This window comes from Polaribacter irgensii 23-P, assembly GCF_000153225.1.
Classification (GTDB): Bacteria; Bacteroidota; Bacteroidia; order Flavobacteriales; family Flavobacteriaceae; genus Polaribacter; species Polaribacter irgensii.
In genome coordinates this window covers 803,020-815,517 of the sequence record NZ_CH724148.1, presented here as the reverse complement: position 1 = coordinate 815,517, position 12,498 = coordinate 803,020, and the positions used below count along the sequence as shown (strand labels likewise).

Sequence of the window (12,498 nt, the reverse complement as noted above, 5' to 3'; positions counted from 1 at the left end):
AGAGAAATTGTAAATAATAAAATTAAGCAAGGAGAATGGATTTTTTTATCAGCACGAAAACGAGAACAGACAAAGAGGAGTTAATGGATGACTTTTCTGTGGGCGGTGCTTTATTAAGAGATACTTTAGATAAATTAGAAAATATTAATCGCTGGTTGGGTGGAAATGCAATGACCGTCAGATCGTTGAAAAAAGTTTTAAAAGAGCATCCGAAAGAACAAGTACTAACTATTGCGGATATTGGTTGCGGTCACGGAGATATTTTAAGAGATGTTGCCAAGTTTGGAAGAAAAAACGGTTACAAAATGAAGCTGATTGGCATGGATGCGAATTCTACAGCAATTGCATACGCAACTGAATTGTCATCTGAATTTGCGGAACTTAGTTTCGTGACAGAAGATATTTTTTCTAAAGAATTTAAAGACAGAAATTTTGACGTGGTCTTAGCAACATTATTTTTGCATCACTTTAAGGAAGCTCCGTTGGTTTCTTTTCTTGGTGATACTTTGAAACAAACAAAAATAGCGATTGTTGTGAACGATTTACATCGGCATAAGTTGGCCTATTATTTATTTATGGCACTGTCTCTTTTTATAAAAAATAATATGATTATTGAAGATGGGCTAACTTCAGTTTTAAGAGGATTTAAAAGAAAAGACTTGGTTAAAATAGCGCAACAAATAAATGTAAAATCACAAATTTCTTGGAAATGGGCATTTCGTTTTCAATGGATAATTCAAAAATAAATGGCAGTAAGAATAACATCGGTTGCGAAACAGCTACCAAAATATTATCGAGAGACTAAAGATATTATTCCGTTTGTAAAATTATGGATGCAGGACCAGGACACCCGCTTTCAGCGAAAAGTTATCAAACTGTTTGAGGGAGCTGCCGTGGATAAGCGGTATTCAATTATGGATCCAGCAGCGGTTTTTGTTGCGACCTCTTTTGAGGAGAAAAATGATATTTATGCAAGGGAAGTTGTAAAGTTAGCAGAGCAGTCGCTTAAAAAGTCATTAGACAAAGCACAATTAAAACCAACGGATATTGATTATATTATTACGGTAAGTTGCACAGGGATTATGATTCCCTCTATGGATGCCTACCTCATTAATTCTTTGCAGATGAAGCAAGATATTGTGCGTTTACCCGTTACAGAAATGGGCTGTGCCGCTGGAGTATCAGGGATTATATATGCAAAAAACTTTTTAAAGGCGAACCCGAATAAAAGAGCTGCTGTAATTGCTGTAGAAGCACCAACAGCAACTTTTCAGTTAGACGATTACTCGATGACAAATATTGTAAGTGCAGCTATTTTTGGTGACGGAGCCTCCGCTGTGATTCTTTCTTCTCATGAAGCAGATAAGGGGCCAGAAATTATAGATGAGGCGATGTATCATTTTTATGACGCGACAAGTATGATGGGGTTTAAGCTTGTAAATACAGGTTTGCAAATGATTTTAGACAAGGAAGTGCCACAGAAGATTTCAGATCATTTCCCTGCAATTGTGCACCCTTTTTTAGAGCGGAATCAGCTAACAATTGACGATGTACAGCATTTGATTTTTCATCCAGGGGGAAAAAAAATTGTACAGACGGTAGAAGATTTATTTGGTGTTTTAGGGAAGAATATAGACGATACAAAGGAGGTTTTACGGCTGTACGGGAACATGTCTAGTGCAACAGTTCTCTACGTTTTAGAGCGGTTTATGGATAAGAATCCAGCAAAAGGAGAAAGAGGTTTAATGTTGAGCTTTGGTCCTGGGTTTTCTGCACAACGAATTCTGTTAGAGTGGTAAAATTATTAAAAAGGTGAAATTACGCTGTCATTATTGTAGAGGTAAGAGCCCAAAATAATGAATGACTTTGTATTCGTTTTTGAAAATCTCAAAAAGCATCTTCAGGAATTGCTCTTATAAGAAGATATTAAAAATTACTGCATTTGCAGGAACGACAAGAAAGGAAAATGACAAACGAACAAATTATAAGCAATTTACCGTATCAAAAACCTTTTTTGTTTGTCGATGAACTTACTGAGGTTTCAGAAAAAGGAATTACAGGCACATACACGTTCCAAAAGAATGAATTTTTTTATGCAGGCCATTTTAAAGAAAACCCAATAACACCTGGGGTTATTTTAACAGAAACAATGGCGCAAATTGGGTTGGTTTGCCTAGGGATATTGCTGCTAAAAGATGAAATCTCAATAGTTAGCAAACCGCAAATAGCCTTGACATCTAACGTGATTGATTTCTATTTGCCCGTTTTACCGAATGAAAAAGTAACTGTGATTTCAGAAAGAGAATATTTTAGATTTAACAAGTTAAAGTGCAAAGTAAAAATGATAAATTCAGACAATGAATTGGTTTGCAGAGGAACTATTTCTGGAATGGTCATCGTAAAATAGATACTGTAATGAATTCAGCAGAAGTTAAAAATAGAGTTGTAATTACTGGTCTCGGTGTTGTGGCGCCTAATGGTGTTGGTTTGCCAGCGTTTACAAATGCGATAAAAACAGGGATTTCAGGAATTACGTACCACCAAGATTTAAAAGACAAGGGTTTTTCTTGTTGTATCGGCGGAATTCCAACTGTTTCAGAAGAAAAAAAGTTAGAATATTTAACACCCTTGCAATTAAGGGGTTTTAACAGCACTTCTATTTTATATGGTTGCATGGCAGGAATTGATGCTTGGAAGGACGCTGGTTTTTCTGTGGATGAAAACTCGAGCCCAGATTACGATTCCGGATTAATTTTTGGAACAGGAACTTCGGGAATCGAGAAATTTAGAGATGCAATATACAAAATAGACGCGCAACAAGTGCGCCGTTTGGGAAGCACCTCTGTAGTGCAGACAATGGCAAGTGGGATTTCTGCATACTTAGGGGGGATTTTAGGTTTTGGGAATCAGGTTACAACAAACTCTTCTGCATGCACTACAGGGACAGAAGCGCTATTGTTAGGTTTTGAAAGAATAAAAGCGGGAAAAGCAAAACGCATGTTGGTGGGAAGTTCTAGTGATAGTAGTCTGTATACTTGGGGAGGTTTTGACGCAATGCGCGTGATGTCTTACAAGCACAATGAAACGCCAGAGAAAGGATCGAGGCCCATGAGTGCAACAGCAGCAGGTTTTGTTCCAGGAAGTGGTGCAGGTGCAATGGTTTTAGAGTCTTTAGAAAGTGCATTGAAGCGGAAAGCAACTATTTATGCAGAGGTTTTAGGAGGAAATATTAATTCTGGTGGACAAAGAAATGGGGGCACCTTAACAGCCCCAAATTCAGAGGCAGTCCAGAAATGTATTACAAATGCCTTGTTGGACGCTGATGTTACACCAGCAGCAATAGATGTGATTAATGGGCATTTAACAGCAACCTCTAAAGATTCTTTAGAAATAGAAAATTGGACAAAAGCACTGGGCAGAAAAGGAAGTGATTTCCCCTATATTAATTCTTTAAAGTCGATGATAGGACACTGTTTAGCGGCCTCTGGAGCAGTAGAGTGTGTCGCGGCTGTTTTACAAATAAAAGAGCAATTTGTGTTTCCAAACATTAATTGCGAAGATGTACATTCAGAAATAACCGCATTAATTGCCACGGATAAAATTCCAACCAAAATGATTAAAAAAGACATTACTATTTTAGCCAAAGCAAGTTTTGGTTTTGGTGACGTGAATGGTTGTGTTATTTTTAAAAAATATGAAGAATCTTTGACAGGATTAGACAGATAGGTTTAATATCAATTGATCTACAGGATACCAACGGTATTATTGCAGCTTTTAAAAAAGAGGGATACAATAGACTCAAAGACATCAAGATTAAAGAGATCTCACTGAGCTTGTCGAAGTGTAAAATAGAAGACTTGTAAAATAAAGTCTGCTGCGATTTCAGACTGATATATCCAGTATCAAGGAATGCTCTGGTATGTGCAAAAGGATAAAACGTAGTATTTAAAGATGCAAAGTAGGTAGAAAAGATAATTTTTCAAGAAGTAAAGTAAAATTAATAATATGACAAAAGAAGAAATTATATCAAAATTAACAACGCTTGTAAAGCCTTATGTTCAAAATGAAGAAGGGTTTAAAAACATGAATGAAGACACAGATTTTATCAACGATTTAGAAATAAATTCTGCTAATTTGGTTGATATTATTTTAGATGTAGAAGATGAGTTTAAGGTAGAAATAGACAATGATTCTATGGAGAAAATGCTTTCTGTGAAAGCTACAGTGCTGGTAATTCAAGAAAAAATGAATGCATAGTATTGGCAATGATATTGTAGATTTAAACCTTGCCAAGGTTGAAAGTAATTGGCAGCGAAAAGGGTTTTTAGAAAAACAATTTACGAAAACTGAGCAGGAAGAAATACACACTTCTGAGGATCCTTTCTTTAAGGTATGGTTGTTTTGGTCGATGAAAGAGGCAGCCTATAAATGTTATACACAATCGGTAAAAAAACGATTTTTTGCCCCGAAACAATTTGAATGTAGCCTACTTTCTTGGAATCAAGGAGTAGTTGTTTTTAAAGAAATAAAGTTTTATACCAGTTCTTCTTTTGATGTCCTCTACTTGCATACAATAGCGAGCGAAGCTCAAAAAGAAATAAAGTTGTTCTCTTCGGTGCTGGCAACGGAAGAATTAAATAGGGCGGTAAAGGAAAGACTGGCTGCGCTCACGGGTATTGCGGCTGAAGAAATAGAGAAAAGAAAAACAGAGGTAGGTGCGCCCCTGTTTTATCACAAAAAAAAAAGATTAACAAAGGCCTGCTCTCTTTCTCATCACGGAATATACGGAGCATATCTATTTTGTTTACAGAATTAATTTAAAAAAAGAAGAAGGATGTTGAAGACAATAAGAAATGTAGGAATGTTAATTATCTTGAGTACATTTAGTTGCTTATCTCAGGAAATGGTTCAAAAAAAGACAGCAACCACCGTTACTTTTACGATACGGAATTTTGGTTTTAATGTAGCGGGTCTTTTCAAAGAAGTTGCTATTTCAAGTAATTTAAAGTCGGCAAATGCAAAAGAACTTTTTTTCAATGCTGTACTTCGGGTAAACTCGATATTTACAGACTCAGATGCGAGAGATACACACTTACTAGCACCCGATTATTTTGATGCTGAAAAGTATCCAAAGATCGTATTTGAATCTACAGCAGTAGAAAAAATAAGTCCCTCTAAATACGTATTAAAAGGGGTTTTAACCATAAAGGGTGTTGACAAGATAGTAGAAACATTTCTAGAAATTGAAAGCTCAAAAAGCGAAAATATATTTTTAGCAAATTTTGCTTTAGATAGGAGAGATTTTGGAGTTGGGGGCAGTAGCCTCGTGCTTTCTGACAATGTGAATATTAAGATGAAATATGTTACAGGTAAAAATTAAAGAGGCATTATTTGAATACTGTAAAACATTTGTAAATAAGCGCCTACAAACGGTAGCAGAGGTTCTTTCTTCGAATCAAATAGCATTGCAGTCTGAAACCAAGAGTTCAGCAGGTGATAAACACGAAACAGGACGTGCAATGCTGCAGTTAGAAATGGAGAAAGCAGGTCAGCAACTAGCAGGGATTGATCAGATGAAAACAATTTTAGCAAGAATAGATGTTTCACAAAGATCAAAAAAAGCCTGTTTGGGAAGTATTGTGATTACAAACAAAGGAAATTATTTTTTAAGCATAAGCGCTGGGAAATACGTTTTTGAGGATACCGTATATTTTGCTATTTCAGCGGTTTCTCCGATTGGTAAACTGTTATTGGGATCCTCTGAAAACAGTACATTCTCTTTTAATGAGATGTCTTATAAGGTTCAAAAGATAGTGTAACTTCAGTATGTTTTTCTAAATCTGAGAAATGATTAAAAAACACGATTTGTCCGTCAAAATTAGCTTCAATCAACCAATAAGAACCTTTAAAATAAGAGTTTAGAACAGTTGCCTGTGCGCTAAAAAGATCGGTGTTGGCATCCTTATTTTTTATGAGTTTAATTTGGTTCGGATATAACAGTACATGTGTACCTTTTAGAGTAATTTCGTTGACATCATCAAATAAGGCGGCGATATATTTCTCTGAAGGTGCGTTATAGATTTCTTTGGGAGCACCGTTTGCAATAATTCTTTTATTTCGAATTACCATTAGCTTGTCAGCAAAAGAGAGCGCATCATTTTTATCGTGCGTGGCAACGATACAAGCAATATTCTTTTCTTTTAAATAGGCAAACAGCTTTCTTCTCAATGAATTTTTTTTAAAATTATCGATTTGTCCAAAAGGCTCATCAAGTAAGAGCATTTGTGGTTCTTTTGCCAAGGCTCTAGCAATGGCGACACGTTGTTTTTGGCCACCGCTTAAGTTTTTTACTTTTGTATTTGCAAAAGAGGTCATTTCGATTACTTCTAAAAGTTCTTGGGTTCTAAGTTCACTCTCTTCAGGATAGAAGCGAGAGAGAAATTTTTTAATGTTTTCAGCAACGGAGATATAGGGCATTAGATCAAAGTCTTGGGCAACATACTTGAAGAAATCCATTCCGGGAACTAAGTGAGCTTTAGGTCCTAAAACTTGATTTTCTTTCCAGAAAATAGTCCCTTTCTTTAAGTCCAATAAACCATATATCGCTTTTAAAAGGGTTGATTTTCCACAACCACTTTCGCCCATAATACATAAGTGTTCCCCTACTTTTAACTGGAAAGAGAAGTTGTCTAGAACAACTTTTCTTTTAGAATACCCAAATGAAATGGAAACAACTTTTAGCATGATACAAAAATAAGGTATTCTTAGCACTCCTAAGAAGGCATAAGATTTTAAAAATTTCTTATTTTTTTGCGGTAAGAAATAAAAACAATTAATAAAAAAAAACCGACATGAAAGTGTCGGTTTTTTTTATGCGTACGAAGTAATTTTTAGAGATACTTTCTGCTTACCAAATGCGAACTCTATCTTCTGGTTTTAAATACATTTCGTCTCCTTCTTTTACATCAAAGGCAGTGTAAAAAGCATCTACATTTTTTAATGGCATATATGCGCGGTACATTCCTGGTGCATGTGTATCGGTCATAATTCTATTTTTTAATGCTTCATCTCTCATTTTTGTTCTCCAAATAGTACCCCAAGAAAGGAAGAAACGCTGTTCTGGCGAATAGGTATCGATGTTTGCAGGTCTGCCACTTTTTTCCAAGAAAATTTGTAGGCCTTCATAGGCTGCTTGTACGCCTCCTAAATCACCAATGTTTTCCCCTAATGTATATTCACCATTTAAGTGCATGCTATCAATGGCAATAATGTCACTGTACTGTTTTATAAGTTGTTTTCCAATGACTGCAAATTTTTCAGAATCTGTTTCTGTCCACCAGTTTTTGAGGTTTCCATCACCGTCAAAACGAGCACCAGAATCATCAAAACTATGAGAAATTTCGTGTCCAATAACAGCACCGATACCACCATAATTTACTGCTTCATCCGCTTTGTAGTCATAAAATGGAGGTTGTAATATTGCTGCAGGAAAAACAATTTCGTTGTTTACGGGATTGAAATAGGCATTTACTGTTTGTGGAGACATTCCCCATTCTGTTCTATCCACTGCTTGTCCCAATTTTGCCATGTTTTTATCATAGTTCCATTTGGTAACATTAATGGCATTTTCAAAATAAGAGCCTCCTTTTTCTATCCCTTTTACTTGTAATTCAGTATAATCTTTCCAAACATCGGGGTAGGCTATTTTCACGGTTAACTTGTGTAATTTTTCCAGGGCTTTTTCTTTTGTTTTTTCGCTCATCCACTTTAAACCAGCAATTCTTTTTTCGAAACCTAACAATACATTGTCAATCATTTCTTTTGCTTTTGCTTTTGCTTCTGGCGGAAACTTTTCATCTACGTATAGTTTTCCTAAAGCTTCACCAACGGCTCCATTTAAGTTTCCAATAGCACGCTCATCTCTTGCGCGTTGTTTTTTAGCACCACGCATTTCTTTGCTATAAAATTCCCAATTAGCAGTTTCTAAATCTGTAGACAAAGAGCCTAAAGAATTATTAATAGTATTCCAACGTAATAAAAGTTTAATATCTTCTACAGAACGCGCTGTAAACACGCTACTCATCGCTTTAAAGTAACCGGGGTCTGTTACGATGATGCGATCGATATTTCCCACTCCAATACCTTTAAAATGTGCACTCCAATCGATTGCAGGGGCCAATGTGCTAAGTTCTGAAATTGACATTGGGTTGTACATTTTTCGAGTATCTCTACTTTCTTCCTTTGTCATCATGGGTTCTGCTAAACTTTTCTCAAAAGCAACAATGGTGGCAGCGTTTTGTTCTGCGGTCGCTATGTCATCACCAAATTCTTGCATCATTTTTGCTACAAATTCTTGGTATTTTTTTAATTTGTCGGCAACTTTTTCGTCTACATAATAGTCCCGAGACAAACTTAAAGACCCTTCGCTCATATAACCTGCGTACTCACTACTCTTTTTTAAATCGTTGTACACGCCAAATCCATAGAAACCAGCGCCACCGTAGGGTGCCATGTTTATAATGTAGTTTTCTACATCTTTTTTTGTTTTAATTGCTGCTATTTTTTCCAAAAAAGGCAGTACCGGGGTTTTGCCTTGTTGGTTTCTAGTAACCGTATCCATTATCGTTTGGTAGTAGTTTACTGCTTTTTCTTGGTCCGAATCGATGTCATTACCACGTGCATCTTTCACTTTTGGAAAATCTCTTGCGGCGATGGCATTATTTAAAATCGTTAATACGTCTGCATCCGTTTTTTTACGGAGTTCATTAAAACCACCCCAAGAAGTTTGGTCTTCTGGAATTTCTGTGTTTTTAATCCAATTCCCGTTTACATGTTTGAAGAAATCATCAGATGCCTTTACAGAGGTATCCATATTTTCTAATGTGATGCCTGCAGATTTCTCTGTTTTGTTAGTGCAGGCAGTAAAAGAGAGCGCTGCTATTGCAGTAGTAAAAAGAACTTTTTTTATTTTTTTCATAGGTTCATTATTTAATTTTAAATTGAGAATACTGTCTTTTTTAGATCATATGAATGCAGGTGTGTCAAAATATGTATAATAGCTGCCTCATATTTTTTATTAAACTTTTAGATTTGAACCAAATATAGTAAAATTTGAAAACAGTTATTTTACAGAAGTAATCTTTTAATTTGAGCAAAGTGCTTTTAAATTGATTATTTTGCAACTTTAAAATAGTACATGAAGGATTATATAATTATTGGTGCTGGACAGTCTGGTTTAGCGATTGCTTATTATCTTAAAAAGCAGGGTGTAAGTTTCCTATTGGTGGACGCAAATTCAGAAATAGGTGCGCCTTGGTTAAAAAGATGGGATTCCTTGAAATTATTTACGCCTTCTGAATTTAATAGTTTGCCAGGGTTAAAGTTTCCTCACAAAAAAGGGCATTATTCTGATAAGTATGAGGTGGCAGCCTATTTAAAATCATATGTTTCCGCATTTGACATTCCTATTGAGTTCAATCATAAAATCATGTCTTTAAAGAAATCTCAGGGAATTTTCACCTTGAAGAGCGCACTGAGAACTTTTGAGACAAAAAATGTAATTGTTGCGACAGGACCCTTTCACAAACCATTTATTCCCCCGTGTCATTTAAAAATTGCAAAAGAGGTAATACAAATTCACAGCGAGCATTATAAAAATCCCTCTCAACTGCAACAGGGTGCTGCTTTGGTTGTGGGTGCTGGAGATTCTGGGGTACAAATTTTAAATGAAATCTCGAAAACGAATACGGCTGTTTATTTTTCTGGGAATACAAATATTGTTTCATTGCCTCAGGAAATTTTAGGGAAAACATTGTGGTGGTGGTTTGCAAAAGTGGGTTTTCTAACAGCGAACAAGTACTCTTGGATTGGAAAAAAATTGAGTAACAGTGCACAACCAGTTATTGGGACAGACGTAAAAGCATTGTTTAAAAGGAAAAATGTAGTTTGCGTGGGAAGAACATTAGATGCGGATACACAAAGCATCACTTTTGAAAAACAAAAAGTAGCAGATATTAAAAACATTGTTTGGGCTACCGGTTTTAAGCCAAATTTTAGTTGGATTGACGCTATTGAATTAGACGATCGAGGATATCCTAAAAACTACAGAGGAGTTAGCGATACTATTGAAGGACTTTATTTTCTTGGACTTCCATGGTTATATACAAGGGGTTCTGCTACACTTGGGGGCGTAAGAAAAGATGCAAAATATTTAAAAAAACACTTTTCTAGGAAAATTAAAAATAACCAACAAAGGCAAGAAGTTTAGAAGAGCCTTTAAGGTAAAAAATAAAAAAGACAGCTTAAAAGCTGTCTTTTTTATTTTTCCTCCTATTAAGATTTTACATTCGGTTTTGGGGGGTTGGGCAATTGCTCAAAACCCATATTAAAAAGGGTAAATCCAAAAATATCAGCATATTGTTCAATTGTTTTTGTAATCGGTGTTCCTGCTCCGTGACCTGCATTGGTTTCTATCCGTATCAACGTGGGATTTTCTCCGGCTTGTTTTGCTTGCAATTCTGCAGCAAACTTAAAACTATGTGCGGGTACAACTCTATCGTCGTGATCTCCGGTTGTGACTAGAGTTGCAGGATATTTTACGCCATTTTTTACATTGTGTACAGGGGAATATCCCTTTAAATAGTCAAACATTTCTTTGCTGTCATTTGCCGTTCCGTAATCATATGCCCACCCCGCGCCTGCGGTAAAAGTGTGGTATCTCAGCATGTCTAAAACGCCAACAGCCGGCAAAGCGACTTTCATTAATTCAGGTCTTTGCGTCATGGTTGCGCCCACTAACAGCCCTCCGTTAGAGCCTCCTCGAATTGCTAAATAATCTGAAGAGGTGTATTTTTCTGCAATTAGAAAATCAGCCGCTGCGATAAAGTCATCAAAAACATTTTGTTTTTTCATTTGGGTACCTGCATCATGCCATTTTTTCCCGTATTCACCGCCACCTCTTAAATTAGGAACGGCATACACGCCACCTTGTTCCATCCATACGGCATTTGCAATGCTAAAAGAAGGAGTTAGACTAATATTGAAACCACCATAACCGTAAAGTATTGTTGGATTTTTACCATTTAAATCAAGTCCTTTTTTGTGGGAAATAATCATCGGGATTTTTGTTCCATCTTTTGAGGTATAAAAAACTTGTGAACTGATATACGCGTCAGAATTAAAATCAACGACTGGTTTCCAATAAGGGCTGTAGGTGCCTTCTTTTGGATTGAATAGGTAAAGTGAACCTGGCGTATTGTAGTTCGTAAATGAAAAGTATAATTCTTTTGCAGTTGCCTTTCCTCCAAAACCACCTGAAGAGCCAACACCAGGCAATTTTATTTCTCGCACTAAGGTTCCTTCAAAATCGTACTGTAAAACTTTAGAAACAGCATCTACCATATATTCTGCGAAGAAATAACCAGCGCCAGTAGTTGGTTTTAGCACATTTTCTGTCTCAGGTATAAAATCTATCCAATTTTCTGAGGTAGGATTTGCAGCATCTACGCGAACAATTTTTTGGTTGGGGGCATTTAAATTTGTTTGTAAGTACAAAGTAGTACCTCTATTGTCTAGCACATAAGTGTCACTCTCTACCGTTGCTATTATTGGTTTTAGAAGACTGTTTTTTAGGGATAAATCACGAATAAAGAGCTTGTTTCCTGAAGTAGAGGTAGCTGCAGTAATTACTAAATAGCGATTGTCTTCTGTTACAGAGCCACTCACATACCTGTGTTTTTCTGTATTTTTTTCACCGTAAATTAGTGCATCATTTTTTTGAAGTGTCCCTAGTTTATGATAATACAATTTGTGCTGATCTGTTTTTGCAGACAACTCACTTCCTTTAGGTTTATCGTAGCTTGAATAGTAAAAACCTTCGTTCTTGTACCAAGAAATTCCAGAGAATTTTACATCTACCAAGGTGTCTTCTTTGATGGTTCTACTTGCGGCGTCTAGGATGATTATTTTCCGCCAATCAGAACCGCCCTCAGAAATTGCATAGGCCGCCGTTTTACCATCTTTAGAGAAACTTAAGGCTCCTAGTGATGTAGTAGCATCCTCAGAAAATGTATTTGGATCTAAGAATACTTCTTCAGTACCACTTTTTTCTTTTTTTCTATAGATTACAGACTGATTCTGCAAACCATCATTCTTAGAAAAATAAGTATAATCTCCCTCTTTGTAAGGGGTGCCTATCTTTTCATAATTCCACAAGGCTGTCAATCGATTCTTCAAAGTTTCTCGATATGGAATTTTATTTAAATAATCGAAAGTGACTTCGTTCTCTGCTTGCACCCAAGCTTCTGTTTCTTTACTGCGGTCATCTTCTAGCCATCTATAATTGTCGGTAACTGCAGTTCCAAAAAGGGAATCTATAACTGGTTTTTTAGTAGTTTTTGGGTATTTCAAGTTTTTATTATTTTGTTGGTTTTCCTCTTTGCAAGAAATAAGAAATGCACTTACAAATAGAATAGGAATAAGAAATTTGTTTTTCATAAC

The 12,498-nt window shown here is 36.0% G+C and carries 12 protein-coding genes; 9 read left to right on the top strand and 3 right to left on the bottom strand.

Annotated elements, in window-relative coordinates:
- Positions 1 to 35: 35 nt before the first annotated feature.
- The 8 genes from PI23P_RS03620 (at position 36) to PI23P_RS03585 (ending at position 5,819) form a co-directional block, all read left to right on the top strand.
- Positions 36 to 746 (top strand): methyltransferase domain-containing protein, encoded by a 711-nt coding sequence (locus PI23P_RS03620; protein ID WP_004569379.1) that lies wholly within the window; start codon positions 36 to 38, stop codon positions 744 to 746.
- Positions 747 to 1,799 (top strand): type III polyketide synthase, encoded by a 1,053-nt coding sequence (locus PI23P_RS03615; protein ID WP_004569378.1) that lies wholly within the window; start codon positions 747 to 749, stop codon positions 1,797 to 1,799. It abuts the gene before it with no gap.
- Positions 1,800 to 1,966: 167 nt separating this feature from the next.
- Positions 1,967 to 2,407 carry a 3-hydroxyacyl-ACP dehydratase FabZ family protein gene (locus tag PI23P_RS03610; protein WP_004569377.1) on the top strand — a complete coding sequence of 147 codons (441 nt, stop codon included), beginning with the start codon at positions 1,967 to 1,969 and terminating at the stop codon, positions 2,405 to 2,407.
- Positions 2,408 to 2,415: 8 nt separating this feature from the next.
- The gene (locus tag PI23P_RS03605; RefSeq protein WP_004569376.1) at positions 2,416 to 3,726 is read left to right on the top strand and encodes a beta-ketoacyl-[acyl-carrier-protein] synthase family protein; all 1,311 of its coding nucleotides are present in this window, start codon (positions 2,416 to 2,418) and stop codon (positions 3,724 to 3,726) included.
- A 279-nt stretch (positions 3,727 to 4,005) separates the two neighbouring features.
- On the top strand, positions 4,006 to 4,257 hold the full coding sequence (locus PI23P_RS03600) for an acyl carrier protein (protein WP_004569375.1): 252 nt from the start codon (positions 4,006 to 4,008) through the stop codon (positions 4,255 to 4,257).
- Positions 4,250 to 4,816: a 4'-phosphopantetheinyl transferase family protein gene (locus tag PI23P_RS03595; RefSeq protein WP_004569374.1), complete on the top strand. Its 567-nt coding sequence runs from the start codon at positions 4,250 to 4,252 to the stop codon at positions 4,814 to 4,816. Before PI23P_RS03600 ends, PI23P_RS03595 begins: the two co-directional genes overlap by 8 nt.
- 18 nt (positions 4,817 to 4,834) lie before the next feature.
- Positions 4,835 to 5,380 (top strand): YceI family protein, encoded by a 546-nt coding sequence (locus tag PI23P_RS03590; RefSeq protein WP_004569373.1) that lies wholly within the window; start codon positions 4,835 to 4,837, stop codon positions 5,378 to 5,380.
- Positions 5,361 to 5,819 carry a hypothetical protein gene (locus PI23P_RS03585; protein WP_004569372.1) on the top strand — a complete coding sequence of 153 codons (459 nt, stop codon included), beginning with the start codon at positions 5,361 to 5,363 and terminating at the stop codon, positions 5,817 to 5,819. The genes PI23P_RS03590 and PI23P_RS03585 overlap by 20 nt, the downstream gene beginning before the upstream one ends.
- Here PI23P_RS03585 and PI23P_RS03580 read toward each other — a convergent pair.
- A complete protein-coding gene (locus PI23P_RS03580; protein ID WP_004569371.1) occupies positions 5,782 to 6,744 on the bottom strand; it encodes an ABC transporter ATP-binding protein in 963 nt (320 codons plus the stop codon). The genes PI23P_RS03585 and PI23P_RS03580 overlap by 38 nt on opposite strands.
- 163 nt (positions 6,745 to 6,907) lie before the next feature.
- Complete coding sequence (locus PI23P_RS03575; RefSeq protein ID WP_004569370.1) at positions 6,908 to 8,977, bottom strand: M13 family metallopeptidase; 2,070 nt, start codon at positions 8,975 to 8,977, stop codon at positions 6,908 to 6,910.
- Between the two features lie 219 nt (positions 8,978 to 9,196).
- Here PI23P_RS03575 and PI23P_RS03570 point away from each other — a divergent pair, with 219 nt between their 5' ends.
- On the top strand, positions 9,197 to 10,267 hold the full coding sequence (locus PI23P_RS03570) for a flavin-containing monooxygenase (RefSeq protein ID WP_004569369.1): 1,071 nt from the start codon (positions 9,197 to 9,199) through the stop codon (positions 10,265 to 10,267).
- A 65-nt stretch (positions 10,268 to 10,332) separates the two neighbouring features.
- Here PI23P_RS03570 and PI23P_RS03565 read toward each other — a convergent pair whose 3' ends face one another.
- Positions 10,333 to 12,495 carry a prolyl oligopeptidase family serine peptidase gene (locus tag PI23P_RS03565; RefSeq protein ID WP_202899942.1) on the bottom strand — a complete coding sequence of 721 codons (2,163 nt, stop codon included), beginning with the start codon at positions 12,493 to 12,495 and terminating at the stop codon, positions 10,333 to 10,335.
- Between the last annotated feature and the right edge of the window lie 3 nt (positions 12,496 to 12,498).